The sequence below is a fragment of the Maledivibacter sp. genome, from assembly GCA_025210375.1.
Classification (GTDB): Bacteria; Bacillota; Clostridia; order Peptostreptococcales; family Caminicellaceae; genus JAOASB01.
Genome location: JAOASB010000004.1, coordinates 92,526 through 119,081, shown reverse-complemented (window position 1 = coordinate 119,081; position 26,556 = coordinate 92,526). Strand labels below are relative to the sequence as shown.

The following is a 26,556-nucleotide window of genomic DNA, read 5'->3' as shown; positions in this document are numbered from 1 at the left end:
TCGTTATTTATATACAATCATAGTCTTACAACTTTGCCAACAGCTTCATAAGTAATGGACGGTGAATATCAATAGCCTTTACTGGACACAGCTCTTGACAACAAAAACACCTTATACATCCATCTAACGCCACCACGGGTTTATTGTCGATCATTTTAATCACCTTTGGAGGACAATTATTTGCACAATCCCTGCACCCCACACATTTTTCATGAATAAATACTGGTTTAGGCTGCATTAGTCCACTTATAATATCTCTTAAAAATTTTGGAAGTTTTCCTTCTAATAAATCTAAGCTTCTTATTTCTGGAACTACAAAATCTTTAATTATAAACTTTTCTATACCTTCGCCTACTAATCCTATATCCTCTAGATTGCCCTTACATAATTTTCTTTCTACACATCTTTCTATAGTAGGAACCTTAGTAGGCTTTAGACCTATGATAGAAGTAGCTACCACATCCAAGTGATAGGGACTGGAAGAAGCTATGACTGCCCCTATTTTTCTGGGGTCACCCCCACTGGGACCAGCACCTTCCATACCAATTATACCATCCATAAAGGATAGAACTGGCTTTGCAGCTAGGCATATATCTACTAAAGCATTTGAAAAGTCATAAACCTCTGGCATCCTTACATGGTACTCTGCTTTTTCAAGTCCTGCAACTATGCCAAACATGTTCTTTACAGCACCTGTAAACATCATCATTCCATGGGTTTTTAATTTTGATACCGATATAACCTTATCTACTTGATTTAGAACCTCAATAGCTCTTATTTTCTTTAAAATTAGACCATCTTCATTTTTAATATCCATTGAATTAGTGTTGAAATTTAATTTAGCTCCTACTTCATTGGCTACAGCCTCCATACCACAAACTTTATAGATTCCTCTTAAGATATTTTCGTTAAAGGGTCCTCCGGGGCTATCTCCAATGATAACCTCTGCTCCGTGCTTTATTAATATTTCAGCCAATGCCTTAACAAACATAGGATGTGTAGTTATTGCTTCTTCCGGTCTTTTTTTCATCAGTAAATTAAGTTTAAGCAAAACCCTATCTCCAGGATTAATATACCGACTAATCCCACCCAAGTTTTTGAAGCTTTCATTCATTGACTTTTTTATTAAATCATATTTATAATCCTCACATCTTACTAATGAAACCTTTTCCATAGACAGTACTCACCCTCTTATCCATTTTAGTTTTTAAATCTCTAAACATTTTTAGTTCATTTACACCACTTCTTCATAGCATACCCTTACACTTAATATATAAAAAATTATAACGTATACAATAATTATCAAAATCGAAAACCCTTCCACTTTTCCATTTAAAGCAATAGCTCTTAGCGTTCTTGTGGAATGTGTGAGGGGTAAAAATTCAATGAAGCTTCTAATCATATAGGGCATTTTTCTTAAAGAAAAGAAAGTTCCACATAAAAATGACATGGGATTTATAATAAAGCTTGTAAACCTGTTCATATCATAGTGGGTATTTATCATCATGGCAGCAAAGAAACCTAAGCCTGCAAATAATAAACTATTTAGAAAGCAAATAAATATAAAAAGAAAGTTTATTTTGATTACAATACCAAAAACAAGGGATATTAAAAGTATAATGAGGGCTGAGTACATACCTCTTAGGGCTCCAGATAAAATATGTCCTAATGTAAGCATATACATGCTAATAGGTGAAATGAGATAGTATTCGAAGCTTTTTTCGTGTAATCTTGATACGCTAACACGCATGGATATGGCTCCAAAGCTTGACCGCATCGTTGTTAGTGCTACTATCCCCGGTATAATATAATACATATAACTACTGCCTTCCACAACTAAATTTTCACCTATTCCCCATCCAAAGGCTATAATATATAATAATGGCGATATAATTAAAGCACTGGTAATTTTCCAAAATCGTCTTTTGAAAAATACATATTCTCTCCATAAAATCGTTAATACTTCCACTTATTCCACCATCCTATTTGCAAAGCTATAAAAGACATCTTCTAGGGTAGTATCTCTTATGGTATATTTATCATTGATTTCATTAGCAAAGTATTTAGCAAGCTCTAAGGTTTTAAAATACCTAAATTTTGTTTCCAAGGAGTTTTTAAAATATTCTACAGTATATCTTCCTATTGTTTCTATCAAATTACCAGGTGTATCACAATAAAATATCTTCCCGTTATTCATTAAAGAGACTTTACCGCATAAATATTCTGCTTCTTCAATATAATGGGTTGTCATTAGCATGGTTTTACCTTCACTATTCATTCTTTTTAATATATCCCAAATCTCTCTTCTAGCCTTTAGGTCTATCCCCACTGAGGGCTCATCTAAGAAAATAATTTTGGGATCATGTATCAACGCCTTGGCTATCATAAGCTTTCTTTTCATTCCTCCAGATAAATGCTTACAAACCCTATCCTTAGCTTTTACTAGTCCCATGATTTCCAGTAGCTCATCTACTCTTTCTTTTATTAATGCTCTCTGCATTTTATATAACATTCCCGAGAACATTAGATTTTCTTTTACGGATAATTCCTTATCTAAATTAATATGCTGAGGGACTACACCGATTTCTTTTTTCAAGCTATTATTATCCCTACTAACATCTTTTCCAGCAATCATTATTCTTCCTTCATCGTTGTCTATCAATCCAAGAAGCATTCTTATTAAGGTCGTTTTACCTGCTCCATTAGGCCCAAGCAGCCCCATAAAAGTTCCATTAGGGATAGTAAGGGATACGTTATCTACGGCTTTTACGTCTCCATAGCTCTTGCTAACAGCCTTTATTTCTATCATTGCCATATCCCCCTTATTGTAATTTATAAAGAACTCTTATAACTTCATTTATACTCACATATTCCTTAGGATAAAAGTATCCATCCTTAAGCTCAAATATGCTATTATCCACTAAAGCTTGTACTATTTTCTTATTTTCTATTTTATCCAAATCCTTTATGGGTTTATGAAATTTTTTCTTGGATATATCCCCTAAAAGGTAAACCGCCTTAGCCAGTTCATCCCGAGTTACATGTTTTTCAGGATAAAACATTTCTAAATCATCAACCTTGAAGCTATCAATGTATCCAGCTAAAACAGCGGTTTCAATAAAATCAAATCTCTCGTGATCTAATGGCACGTCCTCAAAAAATCCGTATACATGTACCTCATATTCACCTTTATAATATTTTGATGTAGGCACAAAAATACTTTTATGGGCATATTTTATTAGGACTTCTGCCAGCAATCCTCGTGGCATGTAATTTTCAGAGGCATAAGGATTTATATCATCAAAGATTTCTGGATAAAAGATTCTGCAAAGTTCCTTAACTCCTTTGATGTATCTTAAGGTAGGATGAAATACAAGTCTCTCGTGGATATTATGAATATCCATGTTTTTAACAGCCTTTATTTTATCAAAGCCAGGTCTTATTAATATGGAGTGAGTATTTCCCCCAGAGAAGGTTCCCCCTCTTTGGGATAGATAGATATCTATATTATCTGCATTATCTAGAAGCTTCTCTTTGCCAAAAGAAGCAATTGGAACCCTATCATCTACCTTTGATGCATCTCCTGCTATATTAGTTCCTCCAGCTAGTTCCATAGCCTTTGCGGCAAAGGAGTTAGGAAGTATTGTGTCATATTCTATTTCAGATGTCTCTAAAAACACCTTGACTCTATTGTCTATATCCTTAGTCATTGCTTCGATTTCTTGTATTTGTCCATTGAAGTTCTGTACTAATATCTTTGCTGTATTTTTCTTTCCCGTAAGTATGCCTAACGTCTCTATATAATGGGAAAAATCTTTGAAATCCATTGGGTATAAAGAAACAACATTAATTCCTGCTCTCCTTAGGGTTTTAACAAACCCGGGATTTTCTTTTTCAATAAATGGAGTAATTAAAACTAAATCTGGATTTGCCCCCAAAATTTTTTCAGGATCACCTTCGTAATCATAGGTTTTCTTTTTGAGAACTCCTAAGGGAAAGTTATCAGCTTTACTCACCCCTATAATCTCCTTATCTAAATTTAAAGAAAACAAATTCTCTGTGTGTGCTGGATAAAGAGAAATAATTCTTTTAGCATAGCTATTCATTTTAATTCTAACATCTGAGTTATCAATAAAATTAACTAAATACTCTCCATTATCAAAAATATCTAATTTATCAAGCTTTTTCTCTAAAAAAGGACGAGCCCCAAAAAGTATTATTAGAACCGATAAGGAAATCATAATTAGAGTTCTTAGTTTAATTTTTTTCATTTCTATTCTATCCTCCAAGTCAAATGGGTCTATGGACGTATTTTAGTTGCAGGTTCTACGTTCCAAGTTTTGTAGTCTCTCTTTTAGATCCAAAATCTTGTCTATATGTTTAGAAAAGTAAAAGCGCCCCTAGACGCTTCAGGCTGTTGACAAACCCGAATTTCTTCGTTGTTGCCTAGGCCAAGAACCCTTACGTATGTCTGTATACGCTACGGCCTCTCGGTTTCAGCACACCTCGAACTTCGAATTGTTAGGCAGCCTGCCATCTTGTTGACTTGGTCAACAATCTGAAGCGTCTCTAGACACTTTTTACTCTTTTAATCTATACTGCTAATAAAACTATGATCCCAAGAATTATTCTATAGTATGCAAAGGGTGACAGCTTTCTCTTTTTTATATAGTTCATAAAGAAGGCGATAACAAAGTATGCCACCACAAAGGAAACAAAGGTTCCTACTGCTAATACAAGCCATTCGTAGCTTGTAAAGTCTAAACCCATTTTGAATAGCTTTAGAATAGCCGCTCCAATTAGTGTTGGAATAGCTAGGAAGAAGGAAAATTCTGCTGCAACCTTTCTTGAAAATCCAACAAATAGTCCTCCGATTATTGTAGATGCTGAACGTGACATTCCTGGCCAAAGTGCCATACATTGAGCTATACCTACTATAAAGGCTTGCTTATATGAAATGTGTTTTTCAGATATCACCCTTGCTTTTTTTTGACCCCTTTCTCCTAAAAGCAACAGAATAGCTCCAAAAATTAAAGCCGCTGCAACTGTAGTGGGATTAAAGAAGTGTTCTTCAATATAATCATCGAATAACAATCCCAAAATTACTGCCGGAATAACACCAACTACTACCTTTGTCCATAGATATATATACTCTGCCATTCTTCTTTTATTACCAAACTCTGGGAACACTTTATCCTTAAAATAAAGCACTACTGCAAATATAGCTCCAACTTGAATAACTACTGCAAAGGCATTAGCAAAGCTCCCTGTAAAATTCAAGTACCTATTCGCAATAATTAAATGTCCTGTGGAGGAAACCGGTAAAAACTCAGTTAAACCCTCAATAATTCCTAGAATAATTGCTTTGATTATCATTTCATACCTCCGAATTATGGTTTAAGATTTACTTTATAAGTATATTAATTAAAAGTACATTTTACAACTATCAAAAATGTCACAATGCTATTTATACTAGCTTCTTTAGAGCATTGTAATTAGCTTTGATAGTCTTTTCTATGTCTTCTATAGTATGGGAGGCTGAAACAAAAGAAGCTTCAAATTGTGATGGAGCTAAATAAATTCCTTGCTTTAGCATTTCTTCAAAATACTTAGTGAATTTATCTGTATCACTCTTTACAGCCGAATCATAGTCCTTTACTTCTTCATCAGTAAAATACGTACATAGCATTGACCCAACTCTATTGGATACCGTTTTTATTCCAATTTCCTCTGAATTTTTTCTAAAACCTTCCTCAAGAAGCTTTGATTTCACTTCCAAATCCTCATATATTTTAGGATTATCCCTTAATATTATTAAATTAGTCAAGCCCGCAGCAACAGCCAAGGGATTTCCAGATAAAGTTCCCGCTTGGTAAACAGGTCCAGCCGGGGACATCTTAGACATAATGTCCCTTCGTCCACCATATGCTCCTACGGGAAGTCCTCCTCCTATTATCTTACCAAAGCATGTAATATCAGGAACTATATTATAAAGGCTTTGGGCACAACCAAAAGCAACCCTAAAGCCTGTCATCACTTCATCATAAATAAGCAGTGAACCATATTCCTTAGTGATATTTCTTAGGAAATCCATAAACTCTTGAGTTGCTGGTACTACCCCCATATTTCCTGCAACAGGCTCAATAATCACCCCAGCTATATTATTTCCATGGGCCTTAAAAATACTTTTCATTCCCTCTATATCGTTGTATTTTGCTGATATAGTATTCTTTACAATATCCGCCGGTACTCCTGGACTATCGGGAACCCCATGGGTTAGTGCCCCAGACCCTGCTTTAACTAATAAGCTATCGGAATGGCCATGGTAGTTACCTATAAATTTTACAATAAGATCACGCTTAGTATATCCCCTGGCAAGTCTTAGGGCACTCATAGTAGCCTCCGTCCCTGAGTTAACCATTCTAACCATTTCCACGGATGGTACAGCCTCACATATTAGCTTTGCAAGCTCGGTTTCCTTCTCAGTGGGAGCCCCAAAGCTTGTCCCTGTTTCTAATACCCTTCTTAACTCCTCCATAACCTGCTCATGGCAGTGACCTAAAATTAAAGGTCCCCATGAACCAACATAATCAATATACATGTTATCATCTATATCATATATCCTTGAACCCTTACCCTTTTTTATAAATGGAGGGTTAACAGAAACAGATTTAAAGGCTCTTACAGGACTATTTACCCCCCCTGGAATATACCTTTTTGCTTCTTCAAAGGCTTTCTCAGATTTTAAAAAATTCATATAATTACCTCCCTAATATATACATTACAAGAATAGTTCACCCTTTAATTCAAAGTAAATATATAGATTTCCCAAAGTTAAGCTTAATTTATACATCTCAAAATATCCGATGCTTCTAGGGATTTTTGATGTGTATAAATTAATTGTTCAACTGGAATATCTATATTAAATTACTATTCTCTCAATTTTATTTAACCTTTTCTTCTAAAATCCATTTTGCCAAATCCTTGGCGAAATAAGTAATTATTATATCTGCTCCAGCTCTCTTAATGCTAGTTATCATTTCTTTTACAATCATTTTTTCATCTACCAAACCAGCCTTGGCAGCCGCTTTAATTATGGCATATTCCCCACTTACATTATATGCTGCGATGGGAAGATTAAAATTATCCTTAACTCTTCTTATTATATCTAAATAGGAAAGGGCTGGCTTAACCATTACAATATCGGCACCTTCCAATATATCCATTTCTACTTCACGTATAGCTTCGTCGGAATTACATGGATCCATTTGATAGGTTTTTCTATCTCCAAACTGTGGAGCTGAATCAGCCGCTGCCCTAAAGGGTCCATAGAATGCAGAAGCATATTTTGCACTATAGGACATAATTGATATATTTGAGTATCCATTATTATCTAGTATTTCTCTTATAGCTGCTACCCTACCATCCATCATATCGGAAGGAGCGATCATATCGGCTCCAGCTTTTACATGGGATAAAGCAATCTTGGCTAAATATTCTAAGGTCAAATCATTGTCAACTTCTGTCCCATTAATAATACCGCAATGGCCATGATCAGTATACTGGCACATACAGACATCGGTTATAACCAACATTTCATTAGTAATTTTTTTTATTTCTTTAATTCCTCTTTGCACTATCCCATCTTCATTGTATGCTTCACTACCAAATTCATCTTTATCCTTTGGTATACCAAATAACATTACAGATTTTATTCCCAGCTCAATTAATTCCTCTATTTCCTCCTTGATCATATCTATGGAAAAATGATAATTGTTTGGTAATGTGGAAATCTCTTTTTTAATATTTGTACCTTCAACTAAAAAAATAGGATATATTAGATCATCGACATTAAGCTGTGTCTCCCTTACAAGACTTCTAATCTGGGGATTTGCTCTAAGTCTTCTTGGTCTATTTACTAGCATCACTACACCTCCATATAAAGAACCTACCTTGCTTTTATGCTTTTCTTTGCAATCAAGGTAGAAAGATAATTATTTTTAATACCTCTTCTTTTTTCTATATCATTTTCTATAACTTCATCATTTAATCCAAGTCTTGAGACAAACACAGAACCCTCCTTATGACCAGTGCTTTCTAACTCATCTATAAGCTCATCAATCTCACCACTTGCTTTCATAAATACTATATTATTTATACTATCAAGTATTTTCTCTAATTTTTCATTTCCCTTTTCATAGTAAACAGAAGGAACTATGGCTATAGTTTCTTCATTCTCACCAAGGGGAACGCCTACTTTACTGGCTATTGCACAAAAGGAAGTAATGCCAGGTATAGTTTCCATCTCAACATCCTTTAGCCTCAATCTTTTAAAAAGATAGATATATGTGCTGTAAACCATAGGATCGCCAAGGGTCAAAAAAGCAATTCTTTTTCCCTCATCTACAAGCTCCTTAATGAAATCTGAAATCTCATCATAGGACTTATTTAGAACATCTACATCATAAGTCATTGGGAATTTTCTTTCTATGATCTCAACATCCTCATTCAAATGGGGTTTAGCTATATTTAAAGCTGTGCTACCCTTTCCATCCTTAGTCTCAGGTGCAAGGATAATATCGACCTCATCAAGTATTTTCTTCGCTTTGATCGTTAACAGGTCTGGATCGCCTGGGCCAACGCCTATGCCATAAAATTTACCCTTCATAATATGTCCCCCTAATCTATATTATCTTAAAATTACTTTTACTACAAAATTTGGTGTATTATTAGTTACTATAGTAGTTGATGATAGCATCCACCAACCCATCAATGGTATATTCCCTTGCCTCTATATCTACCTTGATCCCTAATTCATATGCAGTCTGGGCAGTTATAGGGCCTATAGCCGCTATAAGTATATCATCTAATAGATTCATATTGTCCTCACCAAGTATCTTACAGAAATTCTTAACCGTAGAAGAACTGGTAAATGTAATTACATCAATTGATTTACTCTTCAATATATTAGACAGCTCTCCTCTTTGATGCTTAGGAATAATGGTCTTGTAAACATGTATATTGTCTACATTAACATCAAGCTTAACTAACTCTTCTTCCAATACTTTACGGGCTATATCTGCTCTAGGTAAAAGAATATTATCGCCGGGTTCAATTTTATCCTTTAATACTTCTATTATGCTTTCAGCCCTGTATTCCTCTGGAATATACTCTACTACTAAACCCATCTGACTCAATTCATTTGCCGTGGCAGGGCCAATTGCACATAGCTTTGCATTTTTTAAAAGCCTTATATCAAATTTTAGCTTCTTCATTCTATCAAAGAAGAATTTAACACCATTTACACTAGTAAATATAATCCAGTCATATTTTTCTATCTCGCCTATTGCTTTGTCTATTTCTGAATAATCTTCATTTGGAGTTATCTCTATGGTAGGAAACTCTACGGCTTCTCCACCTAAACCCTCAATTTTCTCAGATAGTTTACTAGCTTGTAGACGAGTACGTGTTACCAAAACCCTTTTCCCAAATAATATTTTTTTATCAATCCAGCTTAGCGTCTCCCATAGATTTACTACTTCACCCACAATAATAATGGCGGGATTTTTAAAATTATTATCCTTTATTTTTTGTGCTATATCTTCTAGAGTCCCAACCAACATCTCTTGTTCAGCCGTAGTACCCCTTCTAATAACAGCTACAGGTCTTTCCTTAGGCTGTCCATGCTGAATCAGATTTTTGCATATGCTATCAATATTTCTAATCCCCATCAAAAATATAAGGGTTCCCTTTAGTTTTCCCAATGCATGAAAATCTAAAGAAGATTCTTCCTTTAGTGGGTCTTCATGTCCAGTAATAACATGAAATGATGAACTGACATTTCTATGGGTTACTGGAATCCCTGCATAGGCTGGCACTGAAATTGCCGATGTTATTCCTGGTACAATCTCAAATTCCACATTATTTTCAGTAAGCAATAGGGCTTCTTCTCCACCTCGCCCAAATACAAAGGGATCTCCCCCCTTAAGTCTTGTCACAATATTGCCTTCAAGGGCCTTATCTAAAATAAGCTTACTTATCTCTTCTTGGGAATAGGAATGGGCATTTGGGGCTTTACCAACATATATGATTTCTGCATCCTCCTTAGCATATTTTAAAAGCCTAGGATTAATCAACCTATCATATAGAACAACATCTGCCTTTTCAATACATTCAAGCCCCTTTAAGGTAATAAGCTTATAGTCTCCCGGTCCAGCCCCTACTAAATATACCTTTTTGCTCATTTATTCACCATCCTCTAAGGAATTTAGAATCTCTTTTCCACCCTTGGCTAAAACTTCTTTAGCTATTTTTTCCCCTAATGCCATATAATTCTCAATCTCATCTTCACCAGAAACCTTTATCACTTTACTTCCATCTATCTCTGCAACCAAACCTATCATTTTTAGCTTTTCACCTTCTATGAAGGCATATGCTCCGATAGGAACATGACATCCACCATTTAATATTCTCATAAAGGTTCTTTCTGCATTAATAGTAATTGCCGTATGTTTATGGTTAATTTTCGATACCACATCTTTAATAAAAAAATCATTTTTTCTAGTTTCTATACCAAGAGCCCCCTGGCCTACGGCAGGAACAATTTCATGTGTATCAAAGGCCCCCGATATACTATCTTCTAAACCCAATCTATTTAAACCCGCTGCTGCAAGTATCACACCATCTAAATTCATCTCATCTATTTTATTTATCCTAGTTTGGACATTACCCCTAACAGGTACAATCTTCACATCAGCCCTAAGTCCCCTTAATTGAGCCCCTCTTCTAAGGCTGCTTGTTCCAATTACTGCACCTTCCTTCAGTTCATAAAAACAATTATTTTCTTTTGTTATCAATACATCCCTAGCATCTTCCCTTTTAGTTATTGCAGATATCTCTAGATTTTCAGGGAACTCACTGGGTACATCCTTCATACTATGAACGGCGATATCTATATCACCCTTTAGTAAAGCAGCTTCAATCTCCTTTACAAAAAGACCCTTTCCCCCTATTTTATCTAAGGTTTTGTCTAGTATCTTATCTCCTATTGTTTTTATTTCTTTTATCTTAAAGTCTATTTGGGGATAATGTTTTTTTAGCTCATTTATTACTATATTAGTTTGAGTAAGGGCTAATTTACTTGCCCTACTTCCTATTATTATTTCCTTTTTTGCCATTCATATCAACTCCTTGCAGGCATTTAAATATAAAGCATACAGCTCCTTTTTCAAATCTGCCACTTCACCCTTTAAATATCTATCAAATATATCAGAATATACTAGATTGTAAAATATCTTTCTTCTTTTATTGATATCCTTCACTTCCATTTTCACCCTATGCCTTAATTCTCCCAATGCATCTAGATACTCCCTGTACTCCTCTGGGAATAATTTCTCAAGCTCTTCTTTAATTTTTTTAGAAAGCATTGGACTTTTCCCATTAGTGGATATAGTTATATTTAGATGCCCCCTGTTAATATTTGCTGGAACGATAAAATCACACATATCCGGACTATCCACTACGTTTAAGAAAATCTCCCTTTCTCTGCATTCCTTTAAGCAAGCTTGGTTTACATTTTCATCATCAGTGGCTGCATAAACTAAATAACTATCTTCTAAATCACCATATATATACTGCCTTTGTTTTAAGTTGATTTTTCCTTGCCCATAATACTCCAGAAGCTTATCAGAGACTAAGGGGCTTATTACCTCAACGGCTGCACCATAAGATATCAAAGAAGCTACCTTCCTTTCGGCAACCCTTCCCCCACCTATAACTTTACATTTCTTATTCCTTATATCAAGCATAATAGGATAGTAATTATCCATATATCTCACTCACCTTATCTACTAGCCTATGGATATTATCAAAAGCTACTTCTCGTTTTTCTTCGGGTCTTGATATGATTATAACATGTATTCCTTCCTGTTTTGCTGCTTCAAGCTTTTGAATTGTACCTCCTACTTTACCACTATCCTTTGTAACCAAAACATCAATATTATATTTCTTTATTATTTCAATATTCATTTCCTTTGTAAATGGGCCCTGCATTGCTATAATATTTGAAGGCTTGAATCCCAAAGTCTCACACTTCTTTAAAACTTCACTGGTTGGAAGTAGTCTAGGATAAAGTACCTTAGGGGATATTCTACCCACAAAAATATCAAGGGTCTTACTTCCCGTAGTTAATAATGCATTTCCTTTAAAACCTGCCAATATTTTTGCTGCATCTTCATAATCCATGGCCCAATCAATCATATGGGCATATTCCTTAAAACTACTTTTTTCCCTTTGATATCTAATATATGGAGTACTTGTATAACTACATGCCCTAGTTATATTCTCACTGACTTTATCTGCATAGGGATGGGTTGCATCGATTGTGAGCTTAATTGAGTTTTCTTTAATTAACTTTATCATTGCATCATAGTCCAGTCTATTGCTAATAACTTTAAGCCCCCTTCCCTCATCATAAAGAGACTTTCCATAGTCAGTCGCAGTAGAAACTAGCAAATTAAAACCCTTATCCCTAAGCCCATAGGCTATTTCTCTTCCATCCTTTGTACCGCTTAAAACTAAAATCATTTAAAATATCCCCTTGGAGTTATCATCCTGTTATCCATGGCATAGGTATTTGTATTACCAATAATAACCATGGTAAACATGTCTATCCTATGCTCAAGCATCTTTTCTAGGCTTGTAATAACCACTTCTTCCCCTTCTCTTTTAGCATTTCTCACTATACCAACAGGGGTTGAAGGCCCTCTGTGCTTCATAATTATTTCCCTTGCTTCTTCTATTTGAGTTACCCTTCCTTTACTTCTAGGGTTATAAAGGGTGATTATGAAATCTCCCAATGCCGCACAATCAATCCTCTTTTTTATAACATCCCAATCAGTAAGGAGATCACTAAGGGAGATCACCGCATAATCATGCATAAGTGGCGCTCCTAAGGATGCAGCGGCAGCATTTGCAGCAGTAATTCCTGGAACCACCTCAACCTCAACATCACTATTTCTATTGGCTACTAGTTCTAAAATAGCCCCAGCCATGCCATATACTCCTGGGTCTCCACTACTTATTATAGCTACAACCTTTCCCTTTTCAGCTTCATCTATAGTTATCTTACATCTTTCTATTTCCTTTTTCATACCGGAATTTATTATTTCTTTTCCTTCGAGTAAATCCTCAACTATACTTATATAGGTTTTGTATCCTACAATCACCTCAGATGCTTCAATAGCCCTTAGGGCTAACAAACTCATTTGTTCTCTATTTCCTGGGCCTATGCCAATAACATATATTTTCCCATTTTTATTCATTTCTTCACCTACTTATTCTTTTTTACAAGATGCATCCATAAGACCAAAAAGCTCCTTTGTGACTTTAGAATATAACTCTCCCTGTCTATCTTCTCCAGCCCTTCTAAGTTCATGTATAGGTCTTCTGAATAGCTTCTTGACTAAACCCTTTGTAAAAAGTTGTATTTGATTCAAGTCTTTTTCATCGAGATGCTTTAATCTTGATAAAAAAACTTCAAGTTCATCATTAACTACCGTCTCACTATAGACTTTTAATTCCTTTATAACAGGAAATACCGGTAAACAATTGTACCAATTTTCAAATTTTATACAGTCTTCAATGATAAGCTGGGATGCAACCTTTGCTGCTTCTACTCTAGACTTAAAATTCTCATCAGCTACATTTTTCAATTCATCCAGCTCATAAAGGGATACCCCTTTTAAAGCCTCTATCTGTGAATCAACATCCCGCGGAAGAGCTATATCAATAATACAGAGTTCTTTGCCCGAATCATAATTTTTCTCAAATACATCTTTTTTCAATACATAATGGGGTGCGCTTGTTGAACTAATGATTATATCCACATAGGGAATCATCTTATATCTATCCTTGAAGTCAATGACCCCGACTTTTTCATATCTTTTTGACAGGTCAATGGCATGTCCCTTTGTCCTATTTGTAACAAATATCTCTTCTACACCTCTATAGATAAGATTCTCTATGGCGATTCTACTCATCTTTCCTACGCCAATTACTAATAACCTTTTATTTTTCAAATCCTTAAATTTCTTTTCAATAAATTTTACAGCAATAGTACTTATGGACAAAGAATTTTCAGATATATGGGTTTCCCTCTTTATTTTCTTAGATGTTGTTATGACTTCTAAGAAAAGCTTATTTAATATTCTGCCAGTCGATTTCTTTTCCCTTGAATAATCATGGGCATTTCTTAATTGTCCTAAAATTTGATCCTCACCAATCACCAGAGAATCCAAACCAGCTGCTACATTAAAAACATGCTTAACAGCATCATCGGAACATAGTGTGATAAAATAACTGTCTATATTATTTGCTTCTAAACAAAAAAAGTCTACATAAAAATTCTTAAGCTGGGTTATACCCTTTTCAATATCCCTTGTTACAGCAATTATCTCGCTTCTATTACACGTAGAGATAATTACAAATTCCTGTATATAATGGGCCTTCATAAGAATTTGATATGCTTTTTCCCGTTGGCTTTCAGAAAAAGAAACGGATTCTCTGACATGTATAGGGGTTTTCTTATGACTCAATCCAACCACTACAATATCCATTTATACTTCACCTTCTTCTACAATAGCTATGGTAATACCGTTATACTTAGTTTTTTTCAAAATCAAACTGCCTTTGTCAGAAGATAATATGGCAACGGGCTCAGCTACGGCTCCAACACCTATAGAATTTCTAACAAAATTAGAGGTTTCAAAGCTTTTTTCTACACCTTTTACTTTTTCACTATCAATAATCCTTAAGGGAACACCATAATAATTAGCTGCATCTATTATACCCTTTTCACTTCTTTTTACATCAATAGTCGCAATATGCTTTATAGATAGCGGGCTTTTATTTACCCTATCAAGGGCATCAATTATAGCAGTAATTATTTCCTCCTCAGGCTTATCTCTTCTACATCCAATACCTATTATAATATTACGAGGTCTTAAAACCACTGTATCCACTTTAAACTTGGTCATTTTCTTTTCATTTGTAATATTTATAATTCCTTTAAAACCTTTAAAGTCTTCAATCCCCTTTAAGATAGTTAAATTATGGGGTAGTTTAATACTGTGATTATACTTACTTAGAATACCTACTTTTTCACCATTGACTATGTGGGAGGTTACCTTTGTTGCATCGGTAAGATTTTCAAATCTGCATCCTAGCTTCACTGCCAACGTATCCACAGCCAAGGTATTATTAACATCTGAAGCTGTTGTTATAACGGGATTACTGTTTAGCTTTTCAGCTATATCAATCGTTATATCATTTGCCCCTCCTAAATGTCCCGATAGCAAGGATATAACGTTTTTCCCCTTTTCATCCATTACTATAACAGCAGGGTCCTTATCCTTACTTTGGATATGGGGAGCAATAGCTCTTACAACTATACCCGTTGCCATTATAAAAACTAAACATTTGTATTTATCAAATATAGATGTCACTAATTCTCCAATACCATTATTTATTTTCTTTACCCTTTCATTGTCAGCATTAAATCTTTTATTTATATAAAGAATTGAGTCTTCATATTCATTTAATAACTTTAAGCCAAGCTCCATACCACCTTTAGTAAGGGTGATTATAGCCCTATTCATTTTTTGCTTTTCTGTACTCATGGCTAAAGTTTTTATCATACAGTTTTGAGAGTTCATATTCATCACCTAAAAAATTCCCCACTAGTATTTGGGCAGTTTTTGTTATTCCTGCAGCTTTAACCTTCTCAGCTATGTCCTCTAGGGTTCCCATAACAATTTTTTGATCCTTCCAAGATGCTTTTTGAATAACTGCAATAGGTGTATCTAATGAATAGCTAGTCAAAAGTCTATCGACTAACCTCTGAATCATGTGTACAGAAAGAAATAGACACATAGTTGCCCTATGACTTGCAAGGCTTTCAATGCTTTCCTTTTCTGGTACAGGCGTTCTGCCCTCCATCCTAGTCAATATAACAGTTTGAGAAACACTTGGCAGAGTAAATTCCTTTTTTATTGCGGCGGCAGCCGCTAAAAATGAGCTAACGCCAGGGATTACTTCATATTCAATTCCCTTTTCATCTAATATATCCATTTGTTCTCTTATAGCTCCATATATACTTGGATCACCCGTATGAACCCTAGCAATAACCTTATTTTCTTTAATTCCCTCTTCCATAACCTTTATAACTTCATCTAATGTCATTGAAGCACTATTATAAACCTCTGCCTCTTCTTTTCTATTCTCTATTACTTCCTTATTCACTAATGACCCCGCATATATTATTATATCTGCCTCAGCAATTTTCTTCGATCCCTTTAGAGTAATTAGTTCTGGATCACCGGGCCCAGCCCCTATGAAATAAACCTTCATTTTGCCCTTCTCCTCCCTTTTTTACATAGCTTTAATATTGGGTTTTCTTGCACTAATTATATATATTGGATTTAATCCTTCCATCATGGTATATCCTCCAACTTTTTTACCTTTAGATACAGTAAGGGATACAACATCTAAATCTAAATATTCTAATTCTTCTAATATATTAATAGCTCTATAAATTGTTTCAATTGTAATGGCATTTATTACTACAATCCCTTTATCAATTAATTTTTCTTTGCAAATTTCTAATATACCCTTAAGCTGCCCTCCACTCCCGCCAATAAAAGCTCTATCAAAGGAATCTATATCATTTAGAACTTCCAATGCTTTGCCATGGATTGCTTTAATGTTTTTTACACTGAATTTATGGGCATTTTCTTTAATTAGATGAATTCCTTCTATATTTCTTTCTATAGCAGTTACTTTACCAGCACTACAAACTAAAGCGGCTTCTATAGAAACCGAACCCGTACCGGCACCTATATCAACTATGTGGGAATCATCTTTTAATCTCATTTTTGATATGGCAAGGGCCCTGATTTCCTCCTTGGTCATTGGAACCTTTCCTCTTATGAAGAATTCATCGGGAATACCCGGTGTCTTATAATTCCATGTTTTCATTATTTTCAATCACCACCACTGACATGCTAAAATCCTTTATTTTTGAAATGTTTTTAGGTAAATCAATAATAATTCTTTCATTTTCATAGGACAGATTTTCTCCTACAATCATAGTCTTATTTTTAAATCCTGCTTCAACTATAATATCAGCAATTTTTGAAGGAGAATTAATATTATCAGTAAGTAAGATAACACTATCATATTTTTTTACAACAGATATAATATCAAGTTCCCTACCATGGACACTACCTACAAAGGAATTATGCCAAGTTTTTTTTAGCTTTCCCATTAAATACTGATAAGAACTGATTCCAGGTATAACTTCCATTTCATTAGCTTTAAGATTCTTCTTCAAGTAACTAAGCATACTATAAAATCCAGTATCCCCCGACAAAAGTAATGATATTTTTTTCTTATCCTTATTCTGCTTTATATATTCAATGATTTTACTAAGTTTACTATCTATATACAAAAGTTCCTTTCCATTGTTCTCAAAGTCCTTTAAAATTCTTTTTCCACCGATTAGAACATCACTTTCCCCTATAAGTCTTAAAGTAATGGGTAGAATATAGTCCTTATTGCCTGGCCCCATGCCTAGCACATATATTTTATTCATTAGAATTCCTCCAAAATATCCTTAGCTTTATGGCCTATAGCTAAAAGCCCCTTATCCATGGAAAACATAATAACTCCAACCTCAAGTTCACCATGGGTATAAGCTAAACATCTTTCCTCTGCTTTTTCACACAATACCCCATATACCCCATCATAATCATGGACCCCAATGATATCAACTGCCCCCTCCGTAGTGACACACTTAAAAACCTCTTCTATTACTTCCCTAGATGCTCCCATCAAAGCTAGATTAGCAGCAATAATTTCCAGCCTTCCATCCGCCACTCGGCTATGGGTATTAAATATGCCCCCAGCGACCTTCACAAGCTTACCAATATGTCCTATTAGCAATACTTTCTCTATTTTTTCTTCAATGCATTTATTAAGCATAAATCCAATAAAGTTGCTTGTCTTTAGTATATTTCCTTTATCTATACCAAAAAGCTTTATAGCATTTTCCTCTCCATAGTTACCAGGAACCAATACGGCTTTATCAAGTCCATTTTTTACAGCCATCTTAAGTTCAATAGCAAGGGATTCCTTAAATGCATCATCGGACATTGGCTCTACTATACCACTTGTCCCTAAAATCGATATCCCACCTAATATCCCAAGTTTAGGATTAAAGGTTTTTCTAGCAATTTTTTCACCTTCTGGCACAGTTATAGTAATAATTGCACCCTTGTCTTTTGGAAGAAGCTTTAAAACCTCTCCTTCAATCATTTTCCGAGGAACAGGATTAATTGCTGGCTCTCCAACGGGGACATACAAGCCTGGCTTCGTGACCTTTCCAACACCCTTACCCCCATTGATTATGATTTCTGGAGTGTTTATTATTTCTACCCTAGCACCAATTAAAATACCATGGGTAATATCTGGATCATCTCCAGCATCCTTCTTAATAAAGCAGAATGCCGTTTTACCTTTTGCTTCAATAATTGGGTCAACTACATCCAAGGTTAAATTCCAGCCCTTGGGAGTTTCTATATCTATCTTATCTATTATGCTATTGTTAAGCACCATATAGACAGCGGCTTTAGAAGCCGCCGCCGCACAAGAACCAGTAGTATAGCCATATCTCATTTTCTTTCCGTTTTTCACAACGTATTTCTCAAGCACGATATTACCTCATTTCGTTTGGGACAAATACCCCTATGACACATTTGTAATTCTAAGTTCTAATATGTGTGCTACTCAAACTTTAGAAACGAAAGTAGACTCTGAGGTTTCCTTTTAGCTCCCTTTATAAACCTGTTTTGTCCTCCTTTTATTCAGATGATAAACAGGTTTATAGGAGGAGCGTAAAAGGATTCTCAGTGGCTACTTGAGTAAGATATACTTTCAAAGCACACATCTATATCATGTAAAGAATAGCATTGATTATCGCCGCAGCTACGTTGCTTCCGCCCTTTCTTCCTCTTGTAACAATGTAAGGAACATCGAGCTTTAACAGCTCTTCCTTTGATTCAGCAGCTCCAACAAAACCCACAGGAACTCCTACCACTAAGGAAGGTCTGGCATTCCCCTGCTCAATTTGCTTCATCAATTCAAATAAAGCTGTAGGAGCATTTCCTATAACAAATATTCCCTCTGGATTTTCCTTTATTGCTTTCCTCATAGCTACTATGGATCTGGTCACACCTTCTTCTTTAGCCTTCTCAGCAACATCGGAATCAGAAACGAAGTTTAAAACCGCTCCTCCAAGCTCCCCTAATTTTCTTTTATTTATACCGGACATAGCCATTTTAGTATCTGTATAAATATTCTTACCAGCCTTTAACGCCTCCTTAGCTTTTTCTATAGCATCATTATTTATGATCGTAATATCAGCAAATGTAAAATCAGCAGTAGTGTGTATTATTCTTTTAACTACCTTTCCTATTTCCTCTGGAAAAGTTTTATCTCCCAATTCCTCAGTTATTATTTCAAAGCTTCTTTTCTCAATCTCATAGGGATTCTTAATATAATTATTCATAAAATCCGCTCCTTTTTTCATTTTATGGCTCTAACTCCACCTGCTACCATATTTACAGTATGAAACCTAATATAGTGTTTATTCATATTTCTTTTACATAGAGTAGCCTTCAATCTATCGACGTCGGTTTCCTTTTCATCATATAGTATGCCTATTACCGTACCGCTATGGGCTACATTGACCCCATAGGCATTTAATTTAGTGGCTATTTCCACAACTTCATTAAAGGCAGGCTTAAATAATAATTTTTGATTGGCTATTGCACTAATAGTAGCTGCCTTACCCAGTAGTTTTTTATCTTTATTCTTACATGCTAGTGAAAATATTTCATGGGCTCTCTCTATTTCATTTTGATTTTCTAATCTTATCTTTGAATAATCATTTTTTCTAAACTCTTCTGTATCTAGAATGCTATCAAGCTCTAAAATCAGAATCTTTATCGATGGATTCCACTCATATTCCTTTATGGCTCTTCCTTTGATATGATCAAACAATGTTAGCTTATCAAATATAATACTATCCGTAGGCTCCACTTTGCAGCACAGCTCTCCCAATTCTTTAGGGGTGAGCTTTTTTCCCAATAGCTCAGCCGCAGATATCACAGTAGCTGCAATATCCGCTGTACTACTTGCCATTCCCTTAGCTATAGGTATATTAGAGTTGATCTCAAGAGAAATGTTTTCAATATATTCCTTTGGTGTATTAAAGTACTCAAAGGTCCTTTGAAGGGCTTTGAAAGCTTTTTTTCTATTTGTTTTGTTTTCTGGCTTCTTTGTTTCAAATAGTGTAACCTCTGAATATATATCTATGGGAAGGGATATAAGCTTCTCACCATCTCCTATAACACCCTGAATCAACTCACCACAAGAGGCTGGACATTTAACTTTAATCTTCATATAATACCTCTCTTAACGCCTCAATTAATTTATCGTTAGACTTTTCATCCTTTATAGCAACTCTATAAAAGGCTTTTCCTAAGTTTATATAATTGTCACACTGTCTAATTAATATCTTCCTAGTAATTAATCTATCCTTTAAAGCTATATTTTCATCTAGCAGTCTAAAAAAGATATAATTAGCACGGGGTTCAAATACCCTAATTCCTTCTAATTCCTTAAGTTTCCCATGCATACGTTTTCTTTGGGAAACAAAGTATTCTTTGCTCCTACTAATATATTCCTTGTCCCCAAGCAAAACTTCTCCACAAATAGCAGCAAAACCATTTATTGTCCATGGCTCTTTTCTACTTATAATCCTTTCTTTGATACCTTTATTTGATATAAGCCCATAGCCTATTCTTAAACCGGGTATAGCAAAAAACTTAGTTAATGCTCTTATTATAAATAAATTGTCAAAGTCGTTTAATAAATCTATTAAACTACTATTTTCTTCATCATCTACGAATTCTATGAAGGCTTCGTCAAGCATAAGATTTATTGATCTACTTTTACACTTAATTAATATTTCCTTTAATATATCCCTACCAATTATCTGTCCAGTAGGATTATTTGGATTGCATAATACTAAAAAATCTATGTCATAATCTAGTTTTTGTAGCAGCTCATTTTTATCTATATTGAATTCATTATTTTCATTTAATGAATAATAGTGTACTTCACTTTCCACCCTTTTCAAGGCCCTTTCATATTCCAGAAAGGTCGGTGCTAGGAGCAGAGATTTTTTAGGCTTTACAGCCTCAACTATCTTAAAGATTATCTCTGTAGCACCATTTCCAGGTATCACGAAATCTTCATTTATATTATTATATCCTGCTATGGCTGTTACTAAATCTTTATAATCGGGGTCAGGGTAATTTCCTAACATTTCAATATTTGAAGCAATAGCCGCTTTGAGCTTATTTGGTATCCCAAGAGGGTTAATATTTGCACTAAAATCAATGATTTCATTCTGACTTATTCCATATTCTTTTGCGATCCCATAAATATTTCCCCCATGCCTAGCTCTCAATTTGATCTCTCCTTTATATAAACAAGTCCATAAAGTATTTAATGATTCCTAACAAGAAAATTCCTAAAAACGATGATAGATACATTATCCTTATTGTTCTATTTATATCTTCAATATCTATATTGCGAAGTTTGTCTCCAATGGTAGGCTTATAAACAGATTTCCCAAAGTATATATTTGTTCCTCCAAGCTGGATACCTAGAGCCCCTGCAACTGCTGACTCAGGATAGCCCGCATTTGGACTGCTATGATTTTTTCTATCTCTTATCAATATATTTAGGGAATTTTTGGTATCGTATCTTAAGAATATGCAGGATAATGTAATTAAAGCCCCTGTCAATCTAGCGGGTATAAAATTGGCAATATCATCGATTTTTGCCGATGCCCAACCAAAATCCTTATACCTATCATTTTTATAGCCAACCATAGAATCTAAAGTATTTATAGCTTTATAAGCCATACCTAAGGGTGCGCCTCCAATAAATATATATACTAAAGGAGCTATAATCCCATCGGATATATTTTCAGCAACGGTTTCAACAGTAGCTCTAGTAATTTCCTCACCATCTAAGCCAGCTGTATCCCTTCCAACTATATATGATAAAAACTTCCTTGCACCAGGAATATCCTCTTCCTTTAATGGATAATAAACCTTTCTACTTTCCTTTGAAAGACTCTTGGCAGCAAGTATTTGAAATATCATAAAAGTCTCAACAACCATAGCAGCAGGTTGACTAAAATTCTTTAAAAGAGTCAATGTTAAAAATGTTATCAAATAGGTTGACCCTATAATCCCAATAGCTAGTATCACTCCACCTAGCTTTAATTCCTTTTCCTGCTTAAAGAATCTTCTTAAGAATACTTCAAATTTACTAATTCCCTTACCTATAAATCTAATGGGATGGGGAATCCAATATGGATCACCAAAAACTATATCTAAAAAATAACCTATAAAAATATGCTCCATATCTAATCACCATTTACAATCTCATATATTTTTTCCATGTCAACATTGTTCCTAACACATTTAGCCAGCTTTCTATACTCTCTTTCCTTAAAGTCATCGAAGCTATGAACGCTGCTTTCAATTCTTCCAAGTCCCTTTAATTCCCTAACTTTATTTAGGATTTCTCTTGTAAATTCGATATTATCAAAAACCCCATGTATATAGGTTCCAAATACATTTCCTTCTTTATTTACTGCCCCATCTAAAACCTCTACATACTTATCCAACCGTTTTGTTATTTTTAGAAAAGCTGAAGTATCATCTAGAAGGATGGTTTGTCCCATATGGATTTCGTATCCCATAACCCTATGGGCTTGTATATTATCTAATATACCATTATTGTGGGTAAGAATGTCACCCTCTATCTGAGTTGTAGTCTTCTCCTGCTCAAAAACTGTTTCAGTATTTAAAAGCCCTAATCCATTTATTTCATCTATGCCACTTTCTGTTCCATGGGGGTCCTTTATCTTTGTTCCTAATATCTGATATCCTCCACAGATACCTACTATTATTTTTCCTGCTCTACTCAATCTAAGAATCTGCTCTTCAAGTCCAGAATTTCTAAGATATATTAGGTCTTCAATGGTATTTTTCGACCCAGGTATTATCAATATATCGGGATTACCTATCCCTTCTCCCCTCATAACATACCTTAAATTAACATCTTCTTGGGTTTCAAAAACATTAAAGTCCGTAAAGTTTGACACATGGGGAAGATACAGTACCTCAACATTAATTTCACCCCTACCGGCTTCTCTTCTTCTAAACCTCTCAGCAAGACTATCTTCATCTTCTATTTGAACATCCATATATGGAATAACACCTAAAACAGGTATATCTATTAAATCTTCTAACATCTTTATACCGGGCTTTAGTATTTCTACATCGCCTCTAAATTTATTGATTATTATGCCCTTAACCCTTTTTTGTTCTTCCTTAGCTAGAAGCTTTATAGTCCCATAAATAGAAGCAAATACTCCACCACGATCAATATCTCCTACTATAACCACAGGAGAATCCGATATTTCTGCCATACCCATGTTTACTAAATCATTTTCTCTAAGGTTAATCTCTGCTGGACTGCCTGCACCTTCTAAAACAACTATATCATTGTCCTTGCTGAGCTTATAATATGTCTCTTTAACCAATTCCTTAAGCTTTGGTTTAAAGTTATGATATTCCATTGCAGAAAGGTTATTATAAACCTTGCCATTCAAAATGACCTGACATTTTTTATCCGTGGTAGGCTTTAGCAATATGGGATTCATTAAAACCGAGGGGCTTTGTCCACTTGCTTCTGCTTGAACTACCTGAGCCCTTCCCATCTCAAGTCCTTCTTCAGTTATATATGAATTAAGTGCCATGTTTTGAGATTTAAAGGGGGATACCTTGTATCCATCCTCCTTGAATATCCTACAAAAAGCAGCGGTCAATATGCTTTTACCAACGGATGATGCTGTACCTTGCAGCATTAATGATTTATTCTTCAAAGCTAACACTTCCTTTTTCTTTAAATATCCTGCAATTATTTATAAAGTTCTCAGCTAATTTTTTATTAGCATAAAAGTGAATATGGGCATATGCTCCCAATGTATTATCCTTTACAAGTCCGCATTCCCATGATTTTTGAAGCTGATTTTCCCTTATCTTATCCACTCTGTATGCACAGTTTTCTCCACTACTATCATTCAAAGTCGATCTATGAAACTCATGGGCTCTCACCATTTCATTTCCCCCGGAAATAGCACAGGATTTATTTATATTTACATATACATATCCAAATCTTTGAAGTCTTTTAGTCATCCTGGCATCTCTATGGAAAGCTCCAACCATCTTGAACCTTTTATCCTCCAGGGTTGTAATAGAATTTGTTAAAAACATCAATCCACCACATTCAGCATATATAGGCATCCCATTGGCTGAAGCTTTTTTTATTGCATTTCTCATTTGTATATTTTCTTCAAGCTCCTTTGCAAAAACCTCGGGAAAACCTCCTCCTATATATAGTCCATGTAGATTTTTAGGTAAATCCTTGTCCTTTAAAGGACTAAAATAAACTAGATTAGCTCCTAAATCCTCTAGGAGGTCTAAATTGTCTTGATAGTAAAAATTGAATGCTTTGTCTAATGCAACTCCTATATTTATAGTTTTATTTATACTTATATTAGTTTTATTGCTATACTTTAACTCTATAGCCCCATCAGCAAGACTTATAATTCCATCTATATCTATGGTTCCTTCAACCATTTCAGCAAGCTCATTTAATTTATTTTCTAAGCCATCTACTTCAACACTAGGAACTAACCCCAAATGTCGACTTTCAAGCTTTATATTTAGATTTTTCTTTAAATATCCAAAACACTTTATTCCCGTATCCTTTTCTATAACCCTTTTTAATAGTTGATAGTGTTTTTCTCCGGATACATTGTTGATTATGACTCCCTTTAAGTCCATCTCAGTATCGTAGCTTTTGTATCCAAGCACCATAGCAGCAGCACTTGAAGACATACCGCCTCCATCTATTACCAAAATAACAGGAGACTTTATTATTTTTGATACATGGGCTGTACTTCCCATATCCCTTTGGATACCAAAGCCATCGTACAAACCCATTACGCCTTCTATAACAGAAATTCTTTTATCCTGGGAGTTTTTAATAAATAGACCTCTTAAAATTTCCTCTTCAAGCATCCAGCTATCTAGATTTCTGGATTTGTTACGGGTTACAAAGCTATGAAAGGCAGGGTCAATATAATCTGGCCCTACTTTAAAGGGTTGAACATCAATATCTCTTAAAACCAGCGCCCTCATTATGCCCGTGGATATTGTAGTCTTACCCACTCCACTTTGAGTTCCTGCTATAACTACTCTAGGGATTTTCACTTTTATCACCTATTTCTCTCTTATGAGTTAATTAAATTGCAATAAAAAAAACCTGACACATAGCGAGATCAGGTAAAATACATATATAATTGAGGAATATGTATGTATCCCCCCTCCCGCCGAAGGTAGTTTGCTTACTTAATAGGCAGGTCTCCTGACTTGTGGATCAACTTACTCCTAGAACCTTCCCCGATAGCACAGATCGAGTGGTTATTTCTAGTTTCATCCTCACTTACAGTAGCGGGGGCTGTAATGGATTTTCACCATTTTCCCTTTAAAGTTATTAAAAAACACCTATTAAAAGTATTAAATTATAACCCAGATTATTCATAGAAAGTTTAAAAATATAATTCAACTTTAAATTTCCTATGAATGATCTGGGTACAGCTTTATTTTATCAGAATAGCTAATTATAAACAATACATATTCTATAGTTTTCAACAAAGTAAATGTTGTTAAATAATTACTGATTGATTGAAGTAATTATGGGAAATCCATCAACTATTTGAAGCCTAGTTATCCCACAGTTCTCTATTTTAAACTTCCAGTATGCATCAATACCTCCCGATATCTGCTGTGATAAAATGCTTCTAATAACTCCCGAATGGGATACTATAAGTATTTTACCCTCTTTATGCCGAGCAATCATCCTATCAAATGCATTATTTACTCTTTGATGCATGTCAAATAAGCTTTCGCCCCTAGGTATTTTAAAATTTATAAAGTCTTTTTCCCATTCCTTTGACTTTTGTGGAAAATCCCTACAAATCCTATCATAGGAAAGTCCTTCCCAGGAGCCAAAGTGTAACTCCCTAAAATCCGGCTCTGTAGTTATATTTTTTTTATGAAAGCTATTAATTATATCCGCAGTTTTAAGACATCTATCTAAATCACTACTTATAATTAGGTCAATGTCTTCACAGGATAGCTTTTCACCCACTAGCTTAGCCTGTTCTAATCCATTTTTCGTAAGAAGGGAATTTGTCCATCCACAATATGCCCTCTCCTTGTTCATCTCCGATTCCCCATGTCTCACAAAAACTATCTCTAGCATACTTAAATCTCCTAACATACT

General features: G+C 34.8%; 26 protein-coding genes and 1 riboswitch. All 26 genes read right to left on the bottom strand.

The annotated features are described in order from the left end of the window. Positions 1–25 precede the first annotated feature (25 nt). The 26 genes from N4A68_01560 to cobC all read right to left on the bottom strand — a co-directional run bounded on the left by N4A68_01560 (position 26) and on the right by cobC (position 26,535). A complete protein-coding gene (locus tag N4A68_01560; GenBank protein ID MCT4563006.1) occupies positions 26–1,174 on the bottom strand; it encodes a DUF362 domain-containing protein in 1,149 nt (382 codons plus the stop codon). A gap of 60 nt (positions 1,175–1,234) precedes the next feature. Next, complete coding sequence (locus tag N4A68_01555; GenBank protein MCT4563005.1) at positions 1,235–1,969, bottom strand: ABC transporter permease; 735 nt, start codon at positions 1,967–1,969, stop codon at positions 1,235–1,237. Next, positions 1,970–2,809: an ABC transporter ATP-binding protein gene (locus N4A68_01550; GenBank protein ID MCT4563004.1), complete on the bottom strand. Its 840-nt coding sequence runs from the start codon at positions 2,807–2,809 to the stop codon at positions 1,970–1,972. It lies immediately after the preceding gene. A 13-nt stretch (positions 2,810–2,822) separates the two neighbouring features. Beyond that, the gene (locus N4A68_01545; protein MCT4563003.1) at positions 2,823–4,271 is read right to left on the bottom strand and encodes an ABC transporter substrate-binding protein; all 1,449 of its coding nucleotides are present in this window, start codon (positions 4,269–4,271) and stop codon (positions 2,823–2,825) included. Positions 4,272–4,593: 322 nt separating this feature from the next. Next, entirely contained in the window at positions 4,594–5,376 is a 783-nt protein-coding gene (locus N4A68_01540) for an undecaprenyl-diphosphate phosphatase (protein MCT4563002.1), read from the bottom strand. A 91-nt stretch (positions 5,377–5,467) separates the two neighbouring features. After that, on the bottom strand, positions 5,468–6,757 hold the full coding sequence (hemL, locus tag N4A68_01535) for a glutamate-1-semialdehyde 2,1-aminomutase (protein ID MCT4563001.1): 1,290 nt from the start codon (positions 6,755–6,757) through the stop codon (positions 5,468–5,470). A 187-nt stretch (positions 6,758–6,944) separates the two neighbouring features. Further along, positions 6,945–7,925 carry a porphobilinogen synthase gene (gene hemB, locus N4A68_01530; protein ID MCT4563000.1) on the bottom strand — a complete coding sequence of 327 codons (981 nt, stop codon included), beginning with the start codon at positions 7,923–7,925 and terminating at the stop codon, positions 6,945–6,947. Between the two features lie 23 nt (positions 7,926–7,948). Next, positions 7,949–8,668 (bottom strand): precorrin-2 C(20)-methyltransferase, encoded by a 720-nt coding sequence (gene cobI / locus N4A68_01525; GenBank protein MCT4562999.1) that lies wholly within the window; start codon positions 8,666–8,668, stop codon positions 7,949–7,951. Positions 8,669–8,729: 61 nt separating this feature from the next. Beyond that, positions 8,730–10,244: a uroporphyrinogen-III C-methyltransferase gene (cobA, locus tag N4A68_01520; GenBank protein MCT4562998.1), complete on the bottom strand. Its 1,515-nt coding sequence runs from the start codon at positions 10,242–10,244 to the stop codon at positions 8,730–8,732. Then, the gene (gene hemC, locus N4A68_01515; protein ID MCT4562997.1) at positions 10,245–11,177 is read right to left on the bottom strand and encodes a hydroxymethylbilane synthase; all 933 of its coding nucleotides are present in this window, start codon (positions 11,175–11,177) and stop codon (positions 10,245–10,247) included. It abuts the gene before it with no gap. Beyond that, complete coding sequence (locus N4A68_01510) at positions 11,178–11,828, bottom strand: bifunctional precorrin-2 dehydrogenase/sirohydrochlorin ferrochelatase (GenBank protein ID MCT4562996.1); 651 nt, start codon at positions 11,826–11,828, stop codon at positions 11,178–11,180. Further along, positions 11,821–12,585 carry a precorrin-6A reductase gene (gene cobK / locus N4A68_01505; GenBank protein MCT4562995.1) on the bottom strand — a complete coding sequence of 255 codons (765 nt, stop codon included), beginning with the start codon at positions 12,583–12,585 and terminating at the stop codon, positions 11,821–11,823. The genes N4A68_01510 and cobK overlap by 8 nt, the downstream gene beginning before the upstream one ends. Further along, on the bottom strand, positions 12,582–13,322 hold the full coding sequence (cobJ, locus tag N4A68_01500) for a precorrin-3B C(17)-methyltransferase (protein MCT4562994.1): 741 nt from the start codon (positions 13,320–13,322) through the stop codon (positions 12,582–12,584). The genes cobK and cobJ overlap by 4 nt, the downstream gene beginning before the upstream one ends. Before the next feature lie 12 nt (positions 13,323–13,334). Then, positions 13,335–14,615 (bottom strand): glutamyl-tRNA reductase, encoded by a 1,281-nt coding sequence (gene hemA / locus N4A68_01495; protein ID MCT4562993.1) that lies wholly within the window; start codon positions 14,613–14,615, stop codon positions 13,335–13,337. Next, complete coding sequence (gene cbiG, locus N4A68_01490; protein MCT4562992.1) at positions 14,616–15,719, bottom strand: cobalt-precorrin 5A hydrolase; 1,104 nt, start codon at positions 15,717–15,719, stop codon at positions 14,616–14,618. It abuts the gene before it with no gap. Continuing rightward, positions 15,649–16,407, bottom strand: a complete 759-nt coding sequence (cobM, locus tag N4A68_01485; protein ID MCT4562991.1) for a precorrin-4 C(11)-methyltransferase — start codon at positions 16,405–16,407, stop codon at positions 15,649–15,651. Before cobM ends, cbiG begins: the two co-directional genes overlap by 71 nt. A gap of 21 nt (positions 16,408–16,428) precedes the next feature. Further along, complete coding sequence (gene cbiT, locus N4A68_01480; protein MCT4562990.1) at positions 16,429–17,034, bottom strand: precorrin-6Y C5,15-methyltransferase (decarboxylating) subunit CbiT; 606 nt, start codon at positions 17,032–17,034, stop codon at positions 16,429–16,431. Then, positions 17,015–17,650 carry a precorrin-6y C5,15-methyltransferase (decarboxylating) subunit CbiE gene (gene cbiE / locus N4A68_01475; protein ID MCT4562989.1) on the bottom strand — a complete coding sequence of 212 codons (636 nt, stop codon included), beginning with the start codon at positions 17,648–17,650 and terminating at the stop codon, positions 17,015–17,017. Before cbiE ends, cbiT begins: the two co-directional genes overlap by 20 nt. Then, on the bottom strand, positions 17,650–18,768 hold the full coding sequence (gene cbiD, locus N4A68_01470) for a cobalt-precorrin-5B (C(1))-methyltransferase CbiD (GenBank protein ID MCT4562988.1): 1,119 nt from the start codon (positions 18,766–18,768) through the stop codon (positions 17,650–17,652). Before cbiD ends, cbiE begins: the two co-directional genes overlap by 1 nt. 235 nt (positions 18,769–19,003) lie before the next feature. Beyond that, complete coding sequence (locus tag N4A68_01465; protein ID MCT4562987.1) at positions 19,004–19,624, bottom strand: precorrin-8X methylmutase; 621 nt, start codon at positions 19,622–19,624, stop codon at positions 19,004–19,006. A gap of 17 nt (positions 19,625–19,641) precedes the next feature. Further along, positions 19,642–20,520 (bottom strand): cobalamin biosynthesis protein, encoded by an 879-nt coding sequence (locus tag N4A68_01460; GenBank protein MCT4562986.1) that lies wholly within the window; start codon positions 20,518–20,520, stop codon positions 19,642–19,644. After that, positions 20,510–21,592 (bottom strand): threonine-phosphate decarboxylase CobD, encoded by a 1,083-nt coding sequence (gene cobD, locus N4A68_01455; protein ID MCT4562985.1) that lies wholly within the window; start codon positions 21,590–21,592, stop codon positions 20,510–20,512. The genes N4A68_01460 and cobD overlap by 11 nt, the downstream gene beginning before the upstream one ends. 13 nt (positions 21,593–21,605) lie before the next feature. After that, positions 21,606–22,559, bottom strand: coding sequence for an adenosylcobinamide-phosphate synthase CbiB (cbiB, locus tag N4A68_01450; protein ID MCT4562984.1), 954 nt, complete (start codon positions 22,557–22,559; stop codon positions 21,606–21,608). Positions 22,560–22,561: 2 nt separating this feature from the next. Next, positions 22,562–24,070 (bottom strand): cobyric acid synthase, encoded by a 1,509-nt coding sequence (locus N4A68_01445; GenBank protein MCT4562983.1) that lies wholly within the window; start codon positions 24,068–24,070, stop codon positions 22,562–22,564. A gap of 7 nt (positions 24,071–24,077) precedes the next feature. Beyond that, complete coding sequence (locus tag N4A68_01440; GenBank protein MCT4562982.1) at positions 24,078–25,490, bottom strand: cobyrinate a,c-diamide synthase; 1,413 nt, start codon at positions 25,488–25,490, stop codon at positions 24,078–24,080. A 117-nt stretch (positions 25,491–25,607) separates the two neighbouring features. Next, a riboswitch (cobalamin riboswitch) is annotated at positions 25,608–25,794 on the bottom strand. Between the two features lie 150 nt (positions 25,795–25,944). Beyond that, positions 25,945–26,535 carry an alpha-ribazole phosphatase gene (cobC, locus tag N4A68_01435; GenBank protein ID MCT4562981.1) on the bottom strand — a complete coding sequence of 197 codons (591 nt, stop codon included), beginning with the start codon at positions 26,533–26,535 and terminating at the stop codon, positions 25,945–25,947. Positions 26,536–26,556: the final 21 nt, after the last annotated feature.